This window comes from Mesorhizobium sp. WSM4887 (assembly GCF_029625865.1).
In the GTDB taxonomy this organism is placed as follows: Bacteria; Pseudomonadota; Alphaproteobacteria; order Rhizobiales; family Rhizobiaceae; genus Mesorhizobium.
Map to the genome: position 1 here is coordinate 37,308 of NZ_JARTVP010000015.1, position 23,472 is coordinate 60,779.

At 59.7% G+C, this 23,472-nt stretch carries 22 protein-coding genes and 1 pseudogene; 15 read left to right on the forward strand and 8 right to left on the reverse strand.

Annotated features, from left to right (window positions below; translation table 11 throughout):
* The first annotated feature begins 135 nt into the window (after positions 1-135).
* The 4 genes from P9230_RS29685 (at position 136) to P9230_RS29700 (ending at position 3,014) form a co-directional block, all read left to right on the forward strand.
* Positions 136-1,665, forward strand: a complete 1,530-nt coding sequence (locus P9230_RS29685) for an FAD-dependent oxidoreductase (RefSeq protein ID WP_278121483.1) — start codon at positions 136-138, stop codon at positions 1,663-1,665.
* 82 nt (positions 1,666-1,747) lie between these two features.
* The gene (locus P9230_RS29690) at positions 1,748-2,038 is read left to right on the forward strand and encodes a hypothetical protein (RefSeq protein WP_278121485.1); all 291 of its coding nucleotides are present in this window, start codon (positions 1,748-1,750) and stop codon (positions 2,036-2,038) included.
* 156 nt (positions 2,039-2,194) lie between these two features.
* Complete coding sequence (locus P9230_RS29695) at positions 2,195-2,704, forward strand: hypothetical protein (protein ID WP_278121487.1); 510 nt, start codon at positions 2,195-2,197, stop codon at positions 2,702-2,704.
* Between the two features lie 19 nt (positions 2,705-2,723).
* Entirely contained in the window at positions 2,724-3,014 is a 291-nt protein-coding gene (locus tag P9230_RS29700) for a universal stress protein (RefSeq protein WP_278121489.1), read from the forward strand.
* 121 nt (positions 3,015-3,135) lie between these two features.
* Here P9230_RS29700 and P9230_RS29705 read toward each other — a convergent pair whose 3' ends face one another.
* Both P9230_RS29705 and ctaD read right to left on the reverse strand, forming a co-directional pair.
* Complete coding sequence (locus P9230_RS29705; protein WP_278056371.1) at positions 3,136-3,765, reverse strand: Tim44/TimA family putative adaptor protein; 630 nt, start codon at positions 3,763-3,765, stop codon at positions 3,136-3,138.
* A 35-nt stretch (positions 3,766-3,800) separates the two neighbouring features.
* Positions 3,801-5,396, reverse strand: a complete 1,596-nt coding sequence (gene ctaD, locus P9230_RS29710; RefSeq protein ID WP_278121490.1) for a cytochrome c oxidase subunit I — start codon at positions 5,394-5,396, stop codon at positions 3,801-3,803.
* A 705-nt stretch (positions 5,397-6,101) separates the two neighbouring features.
* Between ctaD and P9230_RS29715 the strand changes: the two genes are divergently transcribed.
* Positions 6,102-6,647 carry a DUF488 domain-containing protein gene (locus P9230_RS29715; protein WP_278121491.1) on the forward strand — a complete coding sequence of 182 codons (546 nt, stop codon included), beginning with the start codon at positions 6,102-6,104 and terminating at the stop codon, positions 6,645-6,647.
* A gap of 8 nt (positions 6,648-6,655) precedes the next feature.
* Here the strand turns inward: P9230_RS29715 and P9230_RS29720 are convergent, their stop codons facing one another.
* Together P9230_RS29720 and rnk are read right to left on the reverse strand one after the other, a co-directional pair.
* Entirely contained in the window at positions 6,656-7,219 is a 564-nt protein-coding gene (locus P9230_RS29720; RefSeq protein WP_067330548.1) for a nucleoside-diphosphate kinase, read from the reverse strand.
* 159 nt (positions 7,220-7,378) lie between these two features.
* The gene (gene rnk, locus P9230_RS29725; protein ID WP_067330551.1) at positions 7,379-7,843 is read right to left on the reverse strand and encodes a nucleoside diphosphate kinase regulator; all 465 of its coding nucleotides are present in this window, start codon (positions 7,841-7,843) and stop codon (positions 7,379-7,381) included.
* Between the two features lie 443 nt (positions 7,844-8,286).
* Between rnk and P9230_RS29730 the strand changes: the two genes are divergently transcribed.
* Complete coding sequence (locus tag P9230_RS29730; protein ID WP_082954130.1) at positions 8,287-9,144, forward strand: universal stress protein; 858 nt, start codon at positions 8,287-8,289, stop codon at positions 9,142-9,144.
* Between the two features lie 241 nt (positions 9,145-9,385).
* Here the strand turns inward: P9230_RS29730 and P9230_RS29735 are convergent, their stop codons facing one another.
* The 3 genes from P9230_RS29735 to P9230_RS29745 form a co-directional block, all read right to left on the reverse strand.
* Positions 9,386-9,688: a hypothetical protein gene (locus P9230_RS29735; RefSeq protein WP_067330561.1), complete on the reverse strand. Its 303-nt coding sequence runs from the start codon at positions 9,686-9,688 to the stop codon at positions 9,386-9,388.
* Positions 9,689-10,112: 424 nt separating this feature from the next.
* Complete coding sequence (locus tag P9230_RS29740; RefSeq protein ID WP_164750355.1) at positions 10,113-11,288, reverse strand: MFS transporter; 1,176 nt, start codon at positions 11,286-11,288, stop codon at positions 10,113-10,115.
* Between the two features lie 135 nt (positions 11,289-11,423).
* Positions 11,424-13,019: a GMC family oxidoreductase N-terminal domain-containing protein gene (locus tag P9230_RS29745; protein WP_278121527.1), complete on the reverse strand. Its 1,596-nt coding sequence runs from the start codon at positions 13,017-13,019 to the stop codon at positions 11,424-11,426.
* 462 nt (positions 13,020-13,481) lie between these two features.
* On the opposite strand from P9230_RS29745, the gene P9230_RS29750 reads away from it, so the two are divergent.
* The 9 genes and pseudogenes from P9230_RS29750 (at position 13,482) to P9230_RS29785 (ending at position 22,374) form a co-directional block, all read left to right on the forward strand.
* Complete coding sequence (locus P9230_RS29750; RefSeq protein ID WP_278121493.1) at positions 13,482-14,189, forward strand: hypothetical protein; 708 nt, start codon at positions 13,482-13,484, stop codon at positions 14,187-14,189.
* A gap of 128 nt (positions 14,190-14,317) precedes the next feature.
* Complete coding sequence (locus tag P9230_RS29755) at positions 14,318-14,908, forward strand: DUF1349 domain-containing protein (RefSeq protein WP_278121495.1); 591 nt, start codon at positions 14,318-14,320, stop codon at positions 14,906-14,908.
* Between the two features lie 597 nt (positions 14,909-15,505).
* Complete coding sequence (locus tag P9230_RS29760; protein ID WP_278121496.1) at positions 15,506-16,384, forward strand: dihydrodipicolinate synthase family protein; 879 nt, start codon at positions 15,506-15,508, stop codon at positions 16,382-16,384.
* 81 nt (positions 16,385-16,465) lie between these two features.
* The gene (locus P9230_RS29765) at positions 16,466-18,046 is read left to right on the forward strand and encodes an ABC transporter substrate-binding protein (RefSeq protein ID WP_278121498.1); all 1,581 of its coding nucleotides are present in this window, start codon (positions 16,466-16,468) and stop codon (positions 18,044-18,046) included.
* 72 nt (positions 18,047-18,118) lie between these two features.
* On the forward strand, positions 18,119-19,075 hold the full coding sequence (locus tag P9230_RS29770) for an ABC transporter permease (RefSeq protein WP_245418846.1): 957 nt from the start codon (positions 18,119-18,121) through the stop codon (positions 19,073-19,075).
* A 17-nt stretch (positions 19,076-19,092) separates the two neighbouring features.
* Positions 19,093-19,206, forward strand: a pseudogene (locus tag P9230_RS32460) (hypothetical protein); the annotation flags it as partial.
* A 114-nt stretch (positions 19,207-19,320) separates the two neighbouring features.
* The gene (locus P9230_RS29775; RefSeq protein WP_278121499.1) at positions 19,321-19,923 is read left to right on the forward strand and encodes an ABC transporter permease subunit; all 603 of its coding nucleotides are present in this window, start codon (positions 19,321-19,323) and stop codon (positions 19,921-19,923) included.
* 1 nt (position 19,924) lies between these two features.
* Complete coding sequence (locus P9230_RS29780) at positions 19,925-21,499, forward strand: ABC transporter ATP-binding protein (protein WP_278121501.1); 1,575 nt, start codon at positions 19,925-19,927, stop codon at positions 21,497-21,499.
* 59 nt (positions 21,500-21,558) lie between these two features.
* Entirely contained in the window at positions 21,559-22,374 is an 816-nt protein-coding gene (locus P9230_RS29785) for an IclR family transcriptional regulator (protein ID WP_245456852.1), read from the forward strand.
* A gap of 31 nt (positions 22,375-22,405) precedes the next feature.
* On the opposite strand, the gene P9230_RS29790 is transcribed toward P9230_RS29785, so the two are convergent.
* Positions 22,406-23,461 (reverse strand): Gfo/Idh/MocA family oxidoreductase, encoded by a 1,056-nt coding sequence (locus tag P9230_RS29790; RefSeq protein ID WP_278056349.1) that lies wholly within the window; start codon positions 23,459-23,461, stop codon positions 22,406-22,408.
* Positions 23,462-23,472: the final 11 nt, after the last annotated feature.

The following is a 23,472-nucleotide window of genomic DNA, read 5'->3' on the forward strand; positions in this document are numbered from 1 at the left end:
CTTTAGTCGGGAGCTCCGGTGAAAACGAAAGCGTCGGTCTGAAGGCGCGCCTGGATGGAACATGTTCAGGGCGTGCGAAGTCTATCGAGGCTCCAGTTATCGATCTTGCGCTGAGAATCGCCAACGGAGACGAAAATGGCTGGGAGCCATTCGAAGGCAAACGGTCCGGATCTGGTTCAGGGCATCGCGATCGCCGATCTTGAGGATGGCGGCAAGCTCGTCGGCCATTGCGGCGACGAGCAGGTGCTGCTGGTGCGCCGCGGGAGCGAGGTATTCGCGGTCAGCGCGACATGCACGCATTACGGCGGGCCGCTCGTCGACGGTCTGGTAGCAGAAGACACGGTTCGGTGTCCGTGGCATCACGCGTGCTTCGATCTGCGCACGGGCGAGGCGCTGCGCGCGCCCGCCTTCAGCCCGCTCGCCTGCTGGTCTGTGGAACAGCGAGAAGGCAAGATATTCGTGGTCGAGAAGCGTAAGCGAACGGCACCGGTGGTGCGAGATGGCGGTGCGGCTCCGGAAAGAATTGTCATTGTCGGGGGTGGCGCGGCTGGTTTCGCTGCCGTCGAGACACTGCGGCGTGAGCAATACCAGGGCAGCATCACCATGATCAGCGATGACCAGGCGCCGCCCGTCGACAGACCGAACCTCTCAAAGGACTATCTCGCCGGCAGGGCGCCGCAGGATTGGATTCCGCTGCGCGGCGAGAAGTATTATTCGAAAAACAACATCGACCTGCGTCTCGACACAAAGGCCGACCGCATCGACCCGCGGTCCCGCGAGGTTGTGCTGTCGGATGGCAGCACGATTTCTTACGAAAGGCTGCTCCTTGCCACGGGGGCCGAACCAGTTCGGCTTGCTACCCCCGGAGCCGAGCAATCATTTGTCCACACGCTGCGCTCTTTCGCCGACTGCAAGGCGATTATCGAGCGGGCCGCGAATGCGCGACGCTGCGCCGTGCTCGGCGCCAGTTTCATCGGCCTCGAGGTTGCGGCGGCGCTGCGCTCGCGCGGCATCGACGTTCATGTCGTAGCGCCGGACAGACGGCCTATGGAGCGGGTCCTGGGTCCGCGGATGGGCGACTTCATCCGCGCCCTCCATGAGGAGAAGGGTGTCGTCTTCCATCTCGAGGCGACTGCGGCCAGCATCGGCGGCAACAAGATGAAGCTCAGCAGCGGCGGCACGTTGATGGCGGATTTCGTCGTGGCCGGCGTCGGCGTCAGGCCACGCATAGGTCTCGCCGAAAAGGCCGGGCTCAAACTCAATCGCGGCGTTGCGGTGAACGCGTTTTTGGAAACAAGCGCGCCCGGAATTTTCGCGGCCGGCGACATTGCCCGGTGGCCCGATCCGCATAGTGGCGAGAATCTTCGGGTAGAGCATTGGGTGGTTGCGGAGAGACAAGGTCGCACCGCCGCACTCAACATGCTTGGCCATCGCGAGAGGTTCGCGGCTGTGCCGTTCTTCTGGAGCCAGCATTACGATGTGCCCATCAACTATGTCGGCCATGCCGAGCGATGGGACGAGATCTCGGTCGATGGAGACGTCGCGGCCAGGGATTGCCTGCTCCGATTCAAACGGGAGGGGCGCACGCTTGCTGTCGCCTCGATCTTCCGCGACCTGGAAAGTTTGCAGGCCGAGCTGGAAATGGAGCGCCAAACGGCAAGCTAGAACGCGCTCTCGAGCACGGGTGGGAGCGCACCGAGAATGACGCAGCCGAGCATGTCACCGTGACCGAAAGGGAGACCGATCTATGTCCGCATTGCAACAGGACGTTGCCAGGGATTTGCAAATCATTGCGCCCACTCAGCATCATTCCAAGATCGTCGAGTTCGCCAAGGAGGTTGCCGAACAAGAGTCCCATCAGATGCCGACGTCGGTCGCAATCTTCTCCGACAGCGATCGTTGGTACTGCCAGGTCCGTCGCGGCAATGAAAAGACCCGGCCGATGGGCCCCTATACCAAACGAGAGGCTGAACGGGTTCAGGAAGTTCGCAGAGCCTTGATCGCCAAAAGAGGCACCGCTCGGATTATGTTCGAGTAGGCGGGGACCTGACGATCGCGCCGGCCGGCGAACTCCTCACTCCAACCATCGTTCGTCCTTGAGTTTGTTGAAACCTTGCCGGATCTCGCGGCGGGCCCTGTTGACGTTTGCGTTCCGGCGCCGCGATCAACCGCAACCAACGGAAGAAAAGCCAACATGGGCTACAAGTCGATCGTTCTCAACCTCGACATCGACGGGATGGTCGCTCCTGTTGTCAAGCTCGGAGTCGATCTCGCCCAGCGCTTCGACGCGCGCCTGATAGGTCTGTCGGCCGCCGACGTTCCGCCGCCGGTTGTAATGGAAGGTGGAGTGGCCTTCGAAGGCGAGAGCATGATGCGCCAGCGCAAGAACATCAAGCGACGGCTCGAGGACCTACACGCGCAGTTCGAAAGCATTGCTGGCACGACGGTTCATACGCAATGGCGTGGGACCGTGGGCAATCCGACCCGCTCGCTAATTGAATCGGCGCGGTTGGCCGATGTCATCGTCACAGCATCGCCGGAGGGTGCCAGTTTCGACGACGCGTATCGGTCGACCGACCTCGGCAATCTGATCCTTCAGGCCGGACGGCCGTATTTGTGGCAGCGACCAACCAGGAGAATTTCCGCATCAACAAGGTTCTGGTCGGATGGAAGGACACGCGTGAAGCCAGGCGCGCGGTTCTAGATGCCATGCCCTTTTGCGGATGGCTCAGGAGGTTGGGGTCATTACGATCGACGATGGCCCAACTGACCAAACCTGGAACGGGCTGGACGATGTTGTCGCCTTCCTGGACATGCACGGCGTAGAGGCCAAGGCGGAGGTGTTTCCGGAAAAATCCAATGGCCGAACGATCGCCGACGTCGCCGGCGCAATGAACGCGGATCTCGTCATATCCGGCGCCTATGGCCACAGCAGGTTCAGGGAGTGGATCTTCGGCGGCGCTACCCGCTCGCTACTTGAAGCTGATCGGCTGAACGGGCTCATGTCGAACTGATCGCCGGCACCGATGGCGGAGTGCATCCCACCTGCTGACAGATTTCGCGAACGCATCCCAGCCCGCTGGGTTGGTGCTCGTTAACCGTGACAAGCCTGCCGCCGGACCCTATCGCAAGAACTCAGGCTTGTTGTTGTTCGCCCTCGGTGGCGATCAACATCCAGTTCCGCTTCCTTGACTGGGTTTGACAGGCGAACGTCCACGTATCGATCATCTCAACGATCTCCCAGGGATCGCCGGCGACGACTGCATTGTCGGCAGAGCGTGTAACGCTGACTACGTCGGAAACGTATCGAACAACTATCTCAGCGGTGCCATTCTCCACGAAAGCATCGACAACCTTCGTTTCGTCTGTCCTGATGAAGGTGAGTTCCAGCATCTCTTGCCGATCGCGCCGCCCGACGATATCTCGTTCGAAGGCATCAAGCACTTCCGGCCCGACGAGGCGCTGCAATGTCTGGATGTCACTCTCCGCAAACGCCCGCAGTATCGCTTCATAGGCCCTCCTGGCGCCGGCCAGAAATGCCGCGAGATCGAAATCCGGGTCGATCTTGCGAAGCGCATCCTGGGACATGTCCGCACAGGATGTGTGTTCGGCACTTTCGTCCCGCCGCGCCGCTGCAGTGTCCCGCTTGGCCCTCTCGTCGTTCCAGCGGGAGAGGAGCTGGCTCCAACTCCCAAGCATTGCCCAATAAAGCGCGAGAATCGCAACGAGAAGGATCTGGCTGGTCGGGTCTGAGGTCTCGCTCATGACATTCACCCATCGACTTGTCGAAGATGCCCATATCAGTGGATCCGGGGCAGCCTTTCCCACTGATGGAATGGCGGCGGCGACGGCAGCTGCCATTCAAGTGTGGTCGCCCCTTCGCCCCACGGGTTGGCGCTGGCCAAGCGCTTGCGGCTGAAAGCTTCTGCGACCGCGACGAAGAAGATGAACAGCCCCGCGGTCGAGATGTAGGAGCCGATCGAGGAGACGAAATTCCAGCCGGCGAAGGCATCGGGATAATCAGCGTAGCGGCGCGGCATGCCGGCCATGCCGAGGAAATGCTGCGGGAAGAAGACGAGATTGACGCCGATGAACATCGTCCAGAAATGCAGTTTCCCGAGCGTCTCGCTGTACATGTATCCGGTCATCTTCGGGAACCAGTAGTACCAGCCAGCGAAGATGGCGAAGACCGCGCCCAGTGACAGCACATAGTGGAAGTGGGCAATCACGAAATAGGTGTCGTGCAACGAGCGGTCGATTCCGGGGCTGGCGACCATGATCCCGGTGACGCCGCCGACGGTGAAGAGCAAGACGAAGCCGATAGCCCACAGCATCGGTGTCTTGAACTCTATCGATCCGCCCCACATTGTGGCCAGCCACGAAAACACCTTCACGCCTGTGGGAACGGCGATGACCATCGAGGCGAAGGCGAAGTAGCGCTGGCTGTCGAGGGAGATGCCGGTCGTATACATATGGTGCGCCCAGACGAGGAAGCCGATCAGGCCGATCGCCACCATCGCATACGCCATGCCGAGATAGCCGAAGATTGGCTTCCTGGCGAAGGTCGAGATGACGTGGCTGATGATGCCAAAGCCGGGCAGGATCATGATATAGACCTCCGGATGGCCGAAGAACCAGAACAGGTGCTGGTAGAGGATCGTGTCACCGCCGCCATCAGGAACGAAGAACGTCGTGCCGAAGTTGCGGTCCGTGAGCAGCATCGTGATCGCTCCGGCCAGCACCGGCAGCGACATCAGCAGCATGAAAGCGGTCACCAGCATCGCCCAGGCAAGGAGCGGCATCTTGTGCATCGTCATTCCTGGCGCGCGCATGTTGAAGATGGTCGTGATGAAGTTGATCGCGCCGAGGATTGATGACGCTCCCGCAAGGTGGATCGAAAGGATGACGAGATCGACCGCGGGACCAGGCTGGCCGGAGGTCGAAAGCGGCGGGTAGAGCGTCCAGCCGCCGCCATGGCCGAGCGTGCCTGGCGCTCCCGGCACGAACATCGAGGTGATGAAGAGGATGAACGCCATCACCAGCAGCCAGAACGAGATATTGTTCATGCGCGGAAACGCCATGTCGGGTGCGCCGATCATGATCGGTACCATCCAGTTGCCGAAGCCGCCGATCAGGGCCGGCATGAGAACGAAGAAGATCATGATGAGGCCGTGGGAGCTGACCACGACATTGTAGGCCATCGGATCCCTGAATATCTGCAGCCCTGGCTCCTGGAGCTCTATCCGGATCAGCATCGAAAGCGCGGTGCCGAGAATCCCCGCCAAGATCGAGAAGAGCAGGTAGAGCGTCCCGATGTCCTTGTGGTTGGTCGAGTACAGCCACCTGACCAGAAACCGGGGCTTGTGGCCTTCCATCGCTGCCGCTGGATTCGACATGGTGCGCTACCTGCCTTTCATTGCAGGCAAGCCTGATGGCTCTCGCGAGGGACGGCATTCATCCGCCGCGATCGGAGAACCAGGCGCTGTCTGCTTCGTGTTTTCAGTCGTCCGTGACATTGCGTCCATCGCAATGTCGTGGGCTTTGGAGCCGATCGGGCGTAAGCCAATGGCCAGCGGTCCGCCTGTGCATGGCCGCGAGCTTTCTGTCGAAGAAACCGCCGCCACATTCCGAGGCGCCAGCTCCGTACCGCCCCAAACGTGCTACGGAGGGAAGAGGAAGGCAAACGGAATTAAATGCCGCGTAAGTGCAAATTTATTGCTCTTGCAAGCGAGCTGGTGGGCATCAATCGCGCCCGCACCTTGCTTGAAATCGTCATTCGGGCAGCGTCTGGAAGACCGCGGTCGCCTTTGTACGCAGACAACTGTGAGCGCACATCTGCACGCCGGGGGGCGAGTCTCAGGAATCAAATAGCCACGACGGAGCACAACTGATGCCGGCAATATTTCCGCATCGGCGCCGCAGCTCCCGATATTGAGTCAGGTAGGCTCGAGGTCGCGCAAGGCGCCGGAATCATCTATTCGGGAGCATGCCGCGGGAGTGAGGGACTGCAGGAGGCGCGAGGCGGATTTAAACACGTTGTGGATGATCGTTCCTCCCAGGCGCGAAGCCACATGGCTGGCTGTGGGTCGACAAGGGAGAAAATGCCTTATCCGTTTTACACTATCGGTCACTCGACCAGGTCGATTCCAGAATTCGTTGCCCTGCTGCATGTGGGAGAAGTCGCCCTGGTAATCGACATAAGAACCGTCAGACGCTCGCGGGCGAACCCGCAATTCAACACCGAGGTGCTTGCGGAAAGCCTGGCCCCGTTCGGCATTGGATATGAGTACATTGCCGAGCTTGGCGGCCTGCGGGGCAAGGCGCATGACATTCCACCAATGCTAAACGCGTTCTGGATTAACCAGAGTTTTCACAACTACGCCGACTACGCGTTGTCGGCGGAGTTTCATGACGGCCTGGCCCGGCTTGTATCGCTCGGCAGGGAGCGGCAGTGTGCCGTCATGTGCTCGGAAGCGCTGTGGTGGCGCTGTCACAGAAGGATCGTCGCGGACTACCTGATCAGCCGCGGCGAGTCCGTTTTTCATCTGATGAGCCATGACAAGGTCGTGCCGGCGAAACTCACCGACGGCGTGAGGGCAGGAGCCGATGGAATGCTTGTCTACCCGCCTTCACAGCCTTCGGCATAGTCGAGCCCTCAGGCAGCCGACGGCCCCGGGTCGTCGAACCCGGCGTTGAAAGCCGCCGCAACCTTGTTCTGAACTTCGTCGTGCGGTTCATCGGAACGATGGACGGCCCGCGGACCGTGTCCATCCAGCCGCAGCGAATCCGATGCAGCAACTCCCGCCAGTTTCAGTCTCTCGCGCCTTGCGGCTTCTGGTTGGTAAACCACTTCATGCACCGTCAGCGTTTCAAGCATCCCGTCCGCTGTCGGAATGGACATCGACTGCCCCTTGGCCAGACCGAGCAACGCCAGGCCTCGCGGATTGGTGATAGGCAAAAGCATGCCAACCAGACCGCGCATCTGGTCATGTGCGACGATGCGGGTTTCGGCAGGACCGTCGTTCACCCGATAGGCCACGCGGCTGCTGAGTGTCACGACGTTCGCTGGGATGTCATCGCGAAACATGACAACTGCGCTCGAAATCTTCCGCTGGAGAATAGTCGAGAAGGTTTCGTCGCGGATCGGATGGCGTTCCCGTATCACTTGAAGAATCGTGTAATCCTTGGTGGTCAGTTGGCAGGTGTCTATATTGGGCATGGTACGTCTCCAGCCGGCCCGCACAAGGCGATCCGGCAACTGCAGTTGATCGGATGTGAGGAAGTACCCCTGTGCCGGACCGAGATGAGCCGGCGCAGGGGTCAGACTCCCGCGATCAAGCTGCCTGCATGATTGAGGAGACGGACGGAGACGCCCATGTCAGACGCTCGCCGCCATCGTTGGAGACGCAGGTGCGAGCTGACTGACTCCATCACCTTGCGGGGCGGGCTGGGTCACACCAAGCACCAACAGTTCGTGCCGGCGCCCGTCTCGGGCGGTCCACATGATTGACTGTCCAGCCGAGAGGCCGATCAGGGCTGTGCCAATCGGTGTAAGAATCGAAACCTTGCCTTCGGAGATGTCAGCATCGCCAGGGAAAACCAGCGTTACCGTTCTCCGATCACCGGTGTCGGGCTTGAACGTCACAGTTGAACCCATCCGGACGGTACCGGCGGAGACCCAACCATCGGCGACGATCCTCGCGCGCTCGAGCTCGGCGAGCAGCTCATCGGAAGCCTCCGGATATCGTGCGGCGAAAGTGCTCGCGAGCACCGATAAGCGCGCATGATCCGACTGCGAGATGCGGATATTCGGCTTGCGCCGGATTTTCGAGTTTTTCTGCATCTAATGCTCATATTTCTACTGGCTCAGCCGCCATCAAAGGTGGCGGACAGGCGACTTCGGAAATTGATCCCAGTGCGCCAAAAGGTTGGAGCCCTGCTGATCCTAACATGTCGATTGAGCGTTACCCCTCGGCTCGGGGCGCATTGGCAGCCGGGCCGGGGGTTAAGATCCCGCGATGGGGCAAACCCGGAAAAGAAAATCACGACAGAATTTGGCTGCGGCGTTCATATAGGTATAGTTGGTGACGTAATTCGTGAAGTCAAGGCGGACAATGGCAGGCTCAGCCGCAAGACCTGCCAAAAGCGGCACCTTGAAACAGTTGAGCCAGCGCCTGGGGTGACTCGGCGGACAAACGAGACCATCGTCACTTAGATCACTACCCAAAGTCTCCCGAAGGAAGGGGATGGTGATCTCATGGACGAGGAAGACGGAACCGACCTGGCATGAAAATCCTTGCGGCGACAGATTTTTCCACCCGGTCACAACGGGCATTGCGGCGGGCCGGCCTTCTGGCCCGGAACGTTGCCGCGGAACTCACGCTCGTCCATGTCGTCGACGACGACCAACCCTCAGCCATAGTCCGGCTCGAAACCCGCGAGGCCCGAAGATATCTTGCAGAACAAATGACCTCGATCGCCGAGTTGAAGGGACTCCAATGTGATTTCGCAGTCGTGACCGGGAATCCGTTCCGCGGCATTTTGAATGCGGCCGAGGCGCGCGGGGTCGATCTCATTGTCATGGGCGCGCACCGCAAGCAATTGCTCCGTGATGTCTTTGTGGGAACGACGATCGAACGTGTGATCCGCACCGGACAATTCCCAGTGCTCATGGTGAATGCTGAGGTAGAACATTCCTACAAAAAAGTGATGGCTGCCGTGGATATGTCCGAGCCGTCGGCGCGCGCAATAAGCACGGCGAAGGAAACCGGATTGATAGGCGAGGCCAGTTTTTCGCTGGTCCATGGGTTCGATGCCTTCGCCAAGGGAAAAATGTCAAATGCCGGAATAGGCAAGGACGAGTTGGCGAGCTACGTGGCGACAGAACGTTCGCAGGTGGAAAAAGAACTCATAGCATTTCTGGAAGCGAACGACTTTGACGTCGACAATTGGTCGCTGCAAATTAGGGAAGGCGGCCCGGTCGAGGCGATCATGGAGGCAATTAACGAGGTGGCGCCCGATCTTCTGGTGATCGGAACGCATAGCCGTTCGGGCTTCATCAAATTATTTCTGGGAAGCGTGACAGAAAGCCTTCTGCGTTCGGTCGACGTGGATGTTTTTGCGGTACCGCCTATCCGAAGTTGATCAAGGTCCGCATGGATCATCATCGTTGTTCGTCTTGGGAATCCGCGGTCACCACGAATTGAGCGGGACGCCACCATGCCCTCGCTGCGGTCCCGTGAAGCGCCGCGCGTGCCATGAGTTTCCCGCAAACGACCACGCTAAGAGCAGACTGTTCAAAGTGTACCCAGAAGCAGCGGTGGGCTCGCTGATTTCGATTACATCGCCTCGCGCGCGGTGTACCGTTGAGGACCCTGCCCAGGATCTATGGAACGGCATCCGTGCCAACGATGCCCCCCTCATTCTCGAGAACGCTGATCCGCCTGACCTCGGAGCGGTTTAGTTTCAGGCGAACCCCGATACCGCCGCCGTTCTCGGCAATAAAAAAGGCGCCGGCGCCTTCGAGCGCGATTTGGAGCCTATTACAGACTTCGTAGTCGGGGAGTGTGATCCGTCGTTCGAATTCCTCGATGGCCAGCGCATCCACGCCTGAATTGCTGGCGAGCTTTTCGCGGGTCCATTCGACCAGCGCGCGAGCAGCGCGGCATTGAGCTCCAGTGATCGTCATAAGTTACCCTTTCAGACGCTTTCGGGAGCGACATCGCTGTCTGCTGAAAGCCAGTATGCTCCGGCGCGATGGCTCGACCCGTCAGAAATGGATATCGAGTCCGAAAAAGGGAAGGGCCGATGCCGTTGGCTGGTGTCGAAATTGTGAAGCTCCCGTTCCGCTTTCGGCCCTTTTCAGACATCCAGTCTCATATTCAGTTGGTAACCGTGTTCGCCCCTACAACATAACTTAGCCCGGCAGCACGCGATCGGCTTGTGCCCAGTCGGACGAATACCATTGTTCCGCGAAACCTGCCCCCCGGCTGTAGGTCAGTGTCAAAAGCTAACTGCGCGAGGCCATACAGCTGGCAGCTACGTCCTTGGCGAGGCCTAAGAATGTGCATGCGAGCCATCCGCCTCACCACGGACGGGTGAGTGGCCAAACCCTAGCATTCGCTCGAGCGCGCTGAAGCCGAAACTGCGACAAATGCCATTAGGATGACGGATAAGCTGCCGACGAGCGACGAAATCTGAGCAATAAAACCCAACAATCCAGGCCCAAGAAGCAATCCCGCGTATCCCATCGTCGTCACGATCGACATTGCCCGAGCAGCAGAAGTGCCACCTGCACGCCCGGCGGCGGCGAAAAGTGTGGGCACGACGTTTGCTAGGCCAAGACCGCATATGGCGAGCGCAATCAGAACAACAGGAAGATTGCCGCCCATCAGGATCATTGTGAACACCGAGCCTGCGCAAACTATTGTGCAATAGCGCAACATCGGCATCTGGCCGATCCGCTTAACGATGGCGTCACCGAATAGGCGGCCGGTTGCCATCATGGTTGCAAATGCCGCAAAACCATAGGCGCCTGTGCTTTCTGCTCCTCCGGATCGGGTCACGATGTAAATAGCGCTCCAATCCATCATCCCGCCCTCGGCCAGCATCCCTAAGAATGCCAGGCCACCAAGCAGGTAAAGATGCTTCCTTATTGCATTATCGAATTTGCCATCCGTCGCCTCAATGGAGTCGGCAGGATCGTCGAACCGGCCTGAATTGTTCCATCCTATGCAGGCGACGACCGCGACTGCCGCAACACCAAGTCCCGCCACCCCAAGACAAACGGCCAAGGCGCCGCCGTTGGACAGTATCTGGCCGACAACGAATGCGCCGATCAGGCTTCCGAAACTGAATACGGCATGAAAAGAGGACATTGCTTGCCGACCCATGTGACGCTCCACTGTCGAGGCATCAATATTCATCGATACGTCGAGCGTCCCGAAACCGATACCGGCAAAAAACACAATCAACGCCAGCCAATAGGTGCCACCGGCGTACGGGAGGGCCAACAGCGCTGCGCCGAACGTTAGAGATCCCAGCAAGCTGAGCACACTGCTCGGGGCAATGGCAGCCAAGCGACCGATATTGGTCATCATCACAATTGCGCCCAGAGCGAAGCCAATCAGGATCCACCCGAGTTGCGCCTTGTCCAGTTCCATTTGAGCGCTGAGGACTGGAAGTGAGGACGCCCAAGCTCCGATGCCGACGCCTGCTCCCAAAAAGAAAAGGCTGCAAAAGAAACGGCTGCTTCGGATCGCAGGGGAGATCGTCGAGCTGTAGTTCACTATCGCTATTCTCTCTGGTGTGGCGTTCAAATTGAGACACCGGTGATTGGAGCGAGGCCGTCATGGTTGGTGGTGGCCAAGGCAGGCCACCGCGGGCGCCGGCTAATCTTTGAGAGGGAGCAGGGTCGCGCGTTTCTACTTGCCATGCTGGACAAAGTTCGCAGTCCTCTCGCCGATCATAATGCACACAGCGTTGGGATTGCCGGATATGAGCGTTGGCATGACCGACGCATCCGCCACGCGAAGGCCTTCGATACTGTGGACGCGAAGCTCGGGATCAACCACTGCCATGCCGTCCTTGCCCATTCGGCAGGTGCCTGCAGGATGCAGCGCCGGATGCGCGACCTCCTGGCAGAACTTTCTCACCTGTAGTGGCGTCGCTGTCCCGGCGGACGGGATCTGCCTTGAGGCAATGTAGCGGCGGATGGCGGGTCGCTCCATGATATCGAACGCCCCCATCGTTCCTTCAACCACCGCATCGAGATCATAGGGGTCGGAAAAATACCGCGGGGCCACGCGTGGGTTGGCGTAAGGATCGGCACTTTTCAGCGTCACTTCCCCTCGAGACCGAGGCCGGATCTGTCCTAGGTTTATCGTGCAGCCGTTTCCGCCCGGGACGGCGTCGACGCCTTCCTCGATGCCCGCACCCACGACCATGAAATATTGCACATCCGGGATCGCTTCGCTTGTGTTGCCCCACCAGAACGCCCCTCCTTCGATCAGATTGGAAGAAGCCGGGCCATCCCTGAACAGTAGATAGTTCAGGCCAGCCGCGGCTTTCCAGTGCGGCTTCTTGTATTTGTCGTAGCTGTGGGGCCCGTTCAACTGATAGACGAGCGATATCTCGATATGGTCCTGCAGGTTCTGTCCGACCCCGGGCAGATCGGCAACGACAGGAATGCCATGTCCGCGCAAAGCGTCGGCCGGACCGATCCCTGATAACATCAGCAATTTCGGCGAGGCAATCGCACCTGCCGACAAGATTACTTCGCGACTGGCCATGAGGGCCCATTTGCGGCCCTTCGCTACATACTCGACCCCGACGGCCCGCCCCTTTTCGACAATTATCCGCGTGACCGTGGAACCCGTTCGAACCTGGAGATTAGGTCGGTGGCGGGCGGGTTTGATGAAGGCCGTTGCGGCGCTGCTGCGCCGCCTGTTTTTGGCGGTGATCTGGTAAAGACCGCAGCCGGTCTGATCGCCGGAATTGAAATCAGGATTATAGGGCAGCCCAGCCTGCTGGCACGCCTGCAGCCAGGCGCGTGTGAGGGGGTGGATATGGTCGATGTCGGAAACGCCTAGCGGTCCCCCTACGGCGTGGGCCTGGTTGCAGAACCGGTTGTTGTCTTCCGACCGCCGAAAGTAGGGCAACACATCATCATAATTCCAGCCATCCGCGCCGAGCGCTTCCCACCGCGCATAGTCGGATGGCGCCCCGCGGATATAGATCATCGCGTTGACGGAACTGCCGCCGCCCAGCACCCGGGCCTGGACCATCGTCGGCTGCTCGACACGGGATTGGGCTGCGGTTGGTTCCCAGGGAATCCTTTTCAATAGGGGCCCTTGTGCGGTCTTATAGTAGGCACCCGGGATATGGATGTAGGGATTGAAGTCGCGTGGGCCTTCCTCCAGCAGGAAGACCGAGGCATCAGGATCTTCCGAAAGCCGCGCGGCAACCACGCATCCAGTCGAGCCGCCGCCAACGACTATGTAGTCACAGTTGGTCTGCATAATTTCATCCCGCGGTCGGATGCCCAAGAGCGCCGAGCCATACTTTGTCATGGGTCGAGATCCTCTGATCGAGCTCCAGCCTGAGGTCGGGTTTCATGCCGGATTTTGGCGCGGCAGATCTCCTGTTCGATCATCGATACGACGCAATGTCGAAGCTGCCTCTGCCAATCTCGCCCAGTAGGCAAACATCGAGAGCTCATGACAAGTTCGCAACGCATGGAACATGGAAGCAATGTGACGCGCCGAGCGAGAAAGTTCGCTGTGGTGAGGTCACTCTTTGCCTGGCATCGCTGGCGCCCTGAGAGCCAGTCTTTCGAAGACACCCGATTGCCGGCTTACCCACCGGGACCGGCGCACTTCGCAATATGGCGCAGAATTGACGTCAAGTTACGACAAGAATCGTCCAGACGCGCACTTCTTTTGGCGTCCGCATTGTGGTGTGGTCGGGCTCAGGTTACCCTGATGATGGACGACAAAACCGTGCCGAACCAGACGAGAGACCTTTCGTTTGCCGACGACTTCATCTTCGCCAAGCTCGTCGAAGATGTCCGCGACTATCCCGTTGAAGACGCTGTCGTTGTGAATGTCAGCCCCAGCGCGATGATCACCGGAGATGAGCATCCGGCGATCGTGCCTGCCTGGAAATCGACATGGCTGAAGGGCGGGCAAATCAAATCCGCGGAACGGGCGGCGCTTCTGAAGGTGCGAAAAGCCACCAATCTTGGGGGGTGCATGTTCCGCGGCTGGGACTGGCTTGGCAATCGAATCAAAAGTTTCCCACGCGACACGCCGCTGTTCATTTCCCCGCAGGATGAGATCGGCACGGTCAGCACCGATCCTTTGGTATTCACCAACGAGCGCGCAGCACCCGGCACCCCGCAGACGTTCACGCTCAAGCTGAACCTTTGGTGGTCGCCGGGAGACACTGACTGCTTCATTCACAATGAGCATCGCTTCCTTGAAACACACACGCAAATCCACGGCTCCGGCCGGATGCAGAAGTTTCGACTTCGTGACGAAACGACAATTTATGAAGACGTTGTGATGCCGGTCGGTTATTCGCATGACCCCTTCTGCAGGGTCAGCGGCAAGAATGAGTGGGCCTACCCATGGCACCGCTACTACGCGGATACCGATTCGGTGTGGCTCGCCATAGAACTCCACCCCTGAATTCGGCGATCCTTGGCGCGCTTCGCGGGCGGTATCAAGCATTGGCGCCGAGTGCCGTTCTCAGCGCTGTTTAAGCCGGTCAAAACCGGCCGGCTCTCGGCGGAATTTGTTGAAGTGAAGGAAAAAACATGAAGCTCGACAGCATGCGCGTTGAGGGGGCTGACAACGGCTCCGCGGTAATCGAGAACGCCTCGGTGCGGCTGCGGGCCAACGCGAACACGGACTGGTTCTTCGCCCCGAGCGGCAAAAGCCGGGCCGCGAATGTCACGCGATTGGTGCGCGAGATCGACGAGCAGCATTTTGCGCTGTCTGCCAGGGTCTCCGTCGACTTCGCCTCCGCTTACGACGCCGGCGCGATCTTCATCGAATGCGACGACAACAATTGGGCAAAGATCGCCTTCGAATTTTCTGCCGCGCGTAAGCCGACCATCGTGAGCGTGGTGACGCGCGGCACATCCGACGACTCGGACGGTCCTCGTCATTCGGGCGCCCACGTGTGGCTGCGTGCTTATTGCGATGGCGAGACGGTCGCGTTCCATTTTTCGGAAGACGGCAAATACTGGAATTTCCTGCGCTGGTTCACTCTGCCCGGCGTCGAAAGGCGGCCGGTGCGCATAGGATTGGGCGTTCAATCGCCGACGGGCGAGGGGACGACGGCTGTTTTCTCTGACGTCCAGCTTTCTGTGGCCAAGATCAGCGATCTGCGCAACGGACAATAGCTGACTTTGGCCTTGAGGACAGCTGCCTCAGTTCGTCTCATATCATCGATCTCGGTCGGGCAAACAGCGACTGACCGTCCTTTATGGTCGTCCGCATCGCTTTCCCTGCCAGACGCCGACGGTGATGCGAGATGGGGCAGGACACTGTGATCGGGGTCACGGATGTCACGCCGTCGCGTTACGGGGGTGGCCTGTTTCCAGGTCGCAAGAACAGTGATCCTTACGGATCGGCCGAGGTACGGGGCCTTGAGCACAAGCGCGATCGCCGCGCCAGGAGTGCAAAGGTCGCAAAGGGTGTAGTGCGGGATTTGGTTGCCACCAAGCCCGCGCAACTCATGCCATGACCCCGCTGTGTGCATTCTCGTCTTGCGCCACAAGATCGGTGCTCCGACCGCGTCGCATTATGGCCGGCTTCACTGCTCCCCGCACGAAGATGCCTGTTGACCAGCGAACGGGTTCGGCGGGCTGAAACCAAGCGCAGCAAGCCTGTCTCGGTCATTCAGCGCCGTCATTGCGAAATGCCCTTGACAAGCTCCGCGCTTCGCAGGATGTTCATTCAGTAATAGTGACTTTCACTAGGTGAAATAAGGAACTGCAATGGCGACTGTGCTTCAAAAGGACGAGATCAAGGGGATCATCCCGCCGCTCGTTTCGACGTTTAGACCCGATGGTGATCTCGACCTGGAGCTCTTCAAGGGTGAGCTTCGGTTCATGGAAAGCGCTGGCATTCGCCTTGCCGTGGTCGGCGGAAGCACAGGTTCGGGGGATGAGCTTTCCGCACAAGAACTCGAGCTCTTGGTGGAAACAGCCACGGCCAACAGCAAGCTGCGCGTAGTCGCAGGGATAATCACAACCACCACCCGCGACGCCATCAAGCGTGGTCTGCTAGCCAAGCAGGCCGGCGCCTGTGCGCTGATGCTTGGGCCGCCAATCTATAATACCCCATCGGGGGAGGGGCTGGAGAAGTTCATCCAGGACGTCGGGGCGACGACCTCTCTGCCCATCATCTACTACAACCATTTCTTCAACCCCCCTGCCGTCATGCAGCGCGTCGCCCAGCTGCCCGAAGTCATCTGCGTGAAGGAAGTGGCGCTGGAGCCGGTGACGGAACTCGTCCAGACCGTCGGCGACCGGGTCGCCATTGCCGCTGGGGCGGACAGCGTGAACATTGCGAGCTTTCTGTTTGGGGCGCAGGCCTCGATTTCCGGCATCAACACCGTCATCCCGAAACAGTACGGGGAGATCTTCGCCGCCCACGCAGCCGGCGACTACGTCCTTGGCCGGAAGCTGACGGACAAGATCGCGCCGCTCGCACGGGAGATGACCAAGAGCGTGAATTTCCCCGCCCGCATCAAGTTTGCCATCAACGCCCAAGGCCGCAAGGTGGGTGAACCGCGCAAGCCCAATGGCAACCTGGCCAAGGAGGATCAGGAAAACATCCTGAAGGCCCTCAAGCTTGCTGGACTGCTTGCCTAAGCCGTGGCCAGGCGCGGGCGCTCCGCCCATTGGTTGAATGAATAAGCCGAAGAAAACCATCTAAACAGGAGGGAATGTGGAATGAGCAAGGACATAAATCGCCCAAAGGCAGATTCGACGCTTATCGGGCGGCGCGATGTGCTGAAGACAGGCTTGTTGTTGGGCACCGGTATGATGCTTGCCGGGGCGGGGCTTCGCCCGGCCCTGGCCGATGAACCGAAGCGGGGAGGGACGCTCCGCGTCGGTCTAGGCGCAGCCGGGGCGAAATCGTCGCTCAACCCCTTCATCTCGACAGGCGATATGGATTTCGCCGTCGCCCAGTCGATCTTCGACCGGCTCACCGACTTCGACAAGGATGGCAATCTCTACAACAAGCTGGCGGATGACTTCACTCACAACGCCGAGGGCAACGTCTGGAAAATCAAGCTCAAGAAAGGTGTGGTCTGGCATGACGGCGCGCCTTTCACGGCCAAGGACGTCGTCTACACCATCCAGTACATCCTCAATTCTGACAACAAGGCCGATGCCTACCCCAACCTGGCGCCGCTCATGGAGCCGAAAGGGGTACGCGCGCTCGACGCCAATACGGTCGAAGTCGAATTGAAGCAGCCCTATGCGCTGCTGCCGCAAGTGCTGGGCAGCAAGGTCATGTTCCTCATGAAGGACGGCACGACCGACTTCGACAAGCCGATCGGGACCGGGCCCTTCAAGTTTGTGTCATGGTCCCGCGGTCAGCGGGTGACGCTGGCACGCAGCGATAACTATCGCACGCCCGACCAGCCATATCTCGATGGGGTCGAATTCATCGCGATCAACGACCCGACCGCGCGCATGAATGCGCTGGTGGCCAACCAGGTCGATGCCGTGGCTCAGCTCGATGGAAGTCTTGCGCGCCTGATTGAAGCAAATCCCGCACTCACCCTGCTGCGCTCGAAGAGCGGTGCCACGACCGACCAATTCATGATGACGAACCTGAAACCCTTTACGGACGTGCGCGTCCGCCAGGCGTTCCGGCTCATGATCGACCGCCAGCAACTGCTCGACAACGCATTGTCGGGATATGGCAGGATTGGCAACGACCTGCATTGCATCACGGATCCAGTCTACGCCTCCGAACTGCCGCAACGCGCTTACGACCCGGATCAGGCGAAATCGCTGCTCAAGCAGGCGGGCTTTGACAATAGCCAGGCGATCACCCTCTACACCTCGGATGCCGCTCCAGGCATGCAGGCGTCGGCTACGCTCATCGCCAACCAGGCCAAGAAGATCGGCGTCAACATCGAACTTCTGGTCGTGCCGCCCGACAGCTACTATTCCGGCCCGAACTTCAAAAAGACGCAGATGGGCAGTTCGGATTGGGGACAGCACACTCTCGAATCCCAGTTCGGCCAAGGCTATGCCCGGGGTGCCTACTGGAACGAACCGGATTGGACCAGTGACGAGTTCGACAAGTGGGTAAGCAAGGCAAGAACCACGTTCGATGGCCCCAAGCGCCGCGAATATTATGTGGAGGCTCAGAAGGTCCTGTGGAACGAGGGAGCTTACATCATCTGGGGCTTCCGTGATCTTCTCGACGCCGCCAGCGCCAACGTCAAGAATATCGTTCCCTCCACCCAGAGAAATCTCGGCTATTATCAGTTCGAAAGCGTCTATCTCGGGTAAACTGCAGCCGCCGTGTCCGGCCAAGCCGCGGCGGCTCCCTTTCTCTGAAGGTGAGACCCCTTGAATAAACCCTTGCTGCAGCTTCTGTTGACAAGAATAGTCCTGGCTGTCGTCACTCTTTTTGCCGTCTCCATTGTCGTCTTTGCCGCGACCCAATATCTGCCGGGAGATCCGGCCCGGGCAGCGCTCGGTGCCAAGGCGGACCCTTCGGCGGTGGAGGCGCTCAGGCGCGAGTTTGGCATGGATCGGCCGGCCGTCGTGCAATATGCCAGCTGGATCGGGGGCGCACTCACCGGCGACTTCGGCCGGTCAATTCCGTCCGGCCGGCCAGTCTGGGAGACGATTGGGCCGAGGGCCGTCAACACCCTGATACTGACGGTCACATCGCTGCTCCTGCTGATACCGCTCTCCTTCGTGCTCGGCGTTGCCGCGGCGATCTACAAAGACAGATTGGCCGACCACCTGATATCAGTTCCGACAATCGTGACCGTTGCCCTGCCTGAGTTCGTAATCGGCACGGTATTGATTGTGCTTTTCGCGGTTTATCTTCGTTGGTTGCCGCCGGTTTCGCTGATCAACGACAGCCTTCCGCTTTCATCTCAATCGACCCTTTTCATTTTGCCGGTCCTGACCCTGCTCGGCACAACGCTGGCCCAGGTCGTACGCATGGTGCGGGCGGTGGCACTCGAAGTGTTGAACGCCGAATACATCTATATGGTACGGCTGAGGGGCATAAGCCCCGCGCGGGTGCTATTACGTCATGTTCTTCCCAACACCATCACACCCAGCATCCAGACGATCGCGTTGAATGCGGCCTGGTTGGCCGGCGGAGTGGTGGTCACCGAGTCCGTCTTTCAACTGCCGGGCATCGGCAGCGCGCTCTCGGAAGCGGTTATCAACCGAGACATGCCGACAGTGCTGGCCATCACGCTGATCATCACGGCGACCTATGTGCTTATCAACCTGGTGTCCGAAGCGCTGATCCTTCTTCTTAATCCAAGGCTGCGCGTGGCGCGCGGTACGACCTAGCCGGAGAGATTGACCGTATGCGCCACTCCGTCCTGCGCCTGACCCTGGCGAAGCCAGCAGCTCGCATCGCTCTGGTCCTGGTCGTCATCATCGTTGCCCTCGCCTCGTTCGGACCATTGTTCAGTCCGTACGCCTTCGATGAAATCGTCGGGCCTCCCTTCGCGACCATAACCCACGAGCATTGGCTCGGAACCGACTTCCTGGGGCGCGACACTTTCAGCCGCTTTCTCTATGGCGGGAGGACTGTGCTCGTCGTCGCGCTTTGCGCGACCGTGGCGGCCTATGTAGTCGCGGTGCCGCTTGGCATCTACTCGGGCCTGCGGCGAGGCCCGCTGGATATTTTTCTGATTGCCATTTCCGACGTGATCTACGCGCTCCCGCCGGCCATCTTTCTTCTCGTCCTTCTCGCCTCGACCGGGCCAAGCCTGCCCACAGTCATCATAGGGATTGTGATCCTGCATTCACCCCGCATCTTCCGTATCGTGCGACTGATCACGATGGACATATCAAAGAACGAGTACGTTGAAGCTGCCTTCGCGCGCGGGGAAAGCTGGGCCGCAATCTGCTTCCTTGACATCCTGCCCAACGTGCTGACACCGGTCCTGGCCGACTTCGGGGTCCGACTTTGCGGGTCGATCATCCTCTACGCTTCGCTAAGCTACCTGGGCCTGGGCCTGCCACCGCCGGCGGCCGACTGGGGTCTGATAATCAGCGAAAACCGGATTGGCATCACGATCTCGCCATGGATCGCAATCGCGCCAGCTCTGGCAATTGCTGCCTTCTCCGTTGCCGTCAACGTGCTTGCCGACAGCTTTGCGCGCTCGGTCGGTCGGTCGAAAGAGATTTGAAATGACCGAAGCAATCCCGCTCGTTGTGCAATCGCTTTTCATGCATGACCTCAACGGCCGCGAAATCGTCAGCGACGTCTCCCTTCATGTGAAGCGGGGTGAAGTCCTGGCCATCATCGGTGAATCGGGATCTGGAAAGACGTCAGTCGCCTTGAGTTTGCTAGGCTTTGCGCGGCCGGGAATGCGCATTTCCTCCGGCAACATTTTGATTGGCGGCACCGACATCCTCTCACTCTCGGGCCGGAGGCAACGTGCCTTCCAGGGCGGCAAAGTATCGCTGGTTCCACAGAATCCGACCACGAGCTTCAGCCCCCGCATGTCAGTCGGCAAGCAAATGGCCGAGCTTCTTGCGGCGCACGGCCATTCGGGCACCGGCATGAAGCAACTGATGCGTGACGCGTTGCGGAGCGTCGATCTCCCAGACGATGAAAAGTTTTTGAGACGCTATCCCTTCGAGCTCAGCGGCGGTCAACTGCAACGCATCGCAATTGCCATGGCCTTCGTCACGGCTCCGCAGGTCATCGTGATGGATGAGCCCACCACGGGCCTGGACGTATCCACCCAGCAAACGATCCTTGAGTTGATAGCGAGGCTGATCAAGTCCAGCAGCGCCAGCGTGGTCTACGTCACCCATGACCTTGCGGTCGTGAACGTCGTGGCCGACAGGGTGGCCGTCATGCTTTCTGGAAGGATCGTCGAGCAGGGGAGCCGCAGGCAGGTCTTCGCAGCACCGAGCGACGACTATACGCGCATGCTGCTCGACGCTATTCCACGACTGGTAACCGATGGTCCTGCGGCGGCGTCCGAGGCCGACGGTGCCAAAATCCAGAGCGTCCTCGAGGTGAAGAACCTGCGCGCGGCCCATGGCCACGTCGAGGTCGTGCACGGCGTTTCATTCTCGGTCGGCAAAGGCGAGTGCGTCGGCCTTGTCGGCGGCAGCGGCAGCGGCAAAACCACTACGGGCCGATGCGTGACCGGTTTGCACAGCAACGCTTCGGGCGGCTTGTTGTTCGAGGGGCATTTGATGCCGTTCGCCGTCTCAAGGCGCTCCAAGGTAGATTTGAGCGCCATGCAGATCGTCTTCCAAAATCCTGACCGCTCGCTCAACCCAAAGGAATCGATCGCGCAAAGCATCGCCCGCGCCGTTCGCCTGACGGGGCTGGCTGACAAAGCAAGGGTCGGTGCCGAAGTGCGGTCGCTTCTTGACCGGGTTCGATTACCGCAACGGGTTGCCGATCTTTACCCGGGCGATCTATCGGGAGGTGAGCGTCAACGCGTGGCCGTGGCCCGCGCGCTCGCGGTCAAACCGAAGCTTCTGGTGTGCGACGAAATCACTTCGGCTCTCGACGTGTCTGTTCAGGCGGCCGTGGTCGAGCTTCTGCTCGATCTGAAGAAGGACGGCCTTGCGATGCTTTTCATAACCCACAACCTGCCGCTGGTCTCCGAAATTGCACAATCCATCATAATCATGAAGGATGGGAGCATCGTTGAGGCGGGACGAACGAATGACGTCCTGCGTTCGCCAAAGCACTCTTACACAAGAATGCTGTTGGACGCCGCGCCGCGACTTAATTGACGACCGGTTCGACTTGGAGCACCAAGGGGGCGATTGCCACGGGATTCGCTGGAACGATCTTGCCAAACGACCTGTTCACCGACGAGGAAAAAAGTGCCCGCTTCGACGCTGTCGATCGGGCGGTTGCAGTCTTGCGCGTTCTTGAGCGCTCTGATCAGCCCATGTCGCTGTCGATGATCGCGCGCGAGGTCGGGCTGGGACAGCCAACCACGTCACGTTATGTGGCCAGTCTCGTCGGGCATGGGCTGATCGAAAAGGTGAATGGAAATCGCTATGTCCTGGGCATTGGGCTTTATATTCTTGGGCAGAAATCACTCCACCGCAGGGACGTTCGGACGGTAGCCCACCCCTATCTGGAAACCTTGCATGAACAGTTCAACGAAACGGTAAGCTTCGCACTTTGGCTGCGCCACGAGGTTGTTGTCGTGGATTGTATCGAGGCCATGCAGACGTTGCGTCAGGGAGCATCCGTGGGAGTAGTCAACCCATGGCACGCCACTTCCCTCGGAAAGTCGATTCTCGCCTGGCTTGATCCGCATGAAGTGGACGTGCTGCTGAAGCAGCCGGGGCTGCCCCGTTACACCTATAACACCCTCACCACAGTCGACCAATTGCGTGCCGAATTTCCACTTATCCGGGAGCGAGGCTATGCGATCGACAACGAGGAGTCCGCCATAGGAGGACGCTGCATCGGTGCACCCGTCTTCGATCAATCGGGGCGCCCGCTCGGCGCCATCAGCATCAGTGGACCAATCGCGCGTGTTACCGACGAGAATGTCCCCTCGACCGGAGGGCGAATTGCCGAGATCGCAGGGCAGATCTCCCGTGCAATGGGGTATTCGGGGAAGCCATCCCGTGACACCAGGCACGTCTAGGCCGCTCTTGCTCCTCGCTTTCTGGTGCGGGTCACTGGCCCGCAGCATCCTGTGCAGATTGATCCCGCTTAAGGAGGCCCCTCGTTGGCTGCCCTCCTTGAACTGTGGCGGTGCGGCGCTTCGAGGCGGCCTTAGCCAAAGCCTCCGCGGCGCGCAGGGCGGCGACATTATCTGACCCCCGTGCCAGCCAGGTCAGCCTGCGCTCCCCGGCGCTGACAAAGTCCTCGACTGCAGCAACATGCGAATCCCCGTCGCGAACCGGCACGAGCTCGTTCTTGGCTGCGTGCCGACGCATGAGCGTACCCGAAGCCTTGCCATTCAGCGTACCGTGGGCGATCAGCGTGCCGCGATCTCCAGCCACCACAACCGTGCTTTCCAGGTCGGCGATCGCAAAACTTTCGAATGCATGAAACAGGCTGCCATCGTCGAGTTGGAAGGAATAGGAAATCTGGTTGGGTCTGCCATCGGCAACAGTGCAAATGGCCGAGACTTCGCGCGGTTCTCCACCCGTCAGGAACCTGGCAAGGTCGATGTCGTCGACGGACATGTCGAGATAGATGTCGCCCTCGTTGTCGAGATCGTCCTTTCTGCGCTTGGCAGCGGGCTTGTACGGTCCCTCGCGGGTAAGAAGGATCGATTGCACCTTCCCGATGTCACCATCCAGGATCAGTCTGCGCATGGTCTGGTGTATGGCCGACGCACGGAACGGGTGATGTACCGCAAGCACGATCCCGGCGGCGTCGCACAGACGCGCAAGCTCAGCGGCTACTTTGCTGTTTTCGGAGATTGGTCCGTCACAAAGGACGTTCTTGCGCGCTTTCGCCGCAGCAGTGATGTAATGGGCCCGTCGCCTCAATCGCGCGCTGACATAGGTGAACTCGACGTCAGGATCGCCGAGAGCCTCCGACAGGTTGGTCGTCCATTGCGGAATGTCGAGATCCTGAGCGAAATGAGCTGCGTCCATCTTTCGGCGGCTGACCACCCACAACGGAGTATGCCCCTGCGCTCTGATGCCCGCGACCATCTGCTCCGCGGCAATGGTGCCGGTCCCCATGACTGACCACCCAGTCTTGCCGTGAATTGCCATGCCGGGCGCTC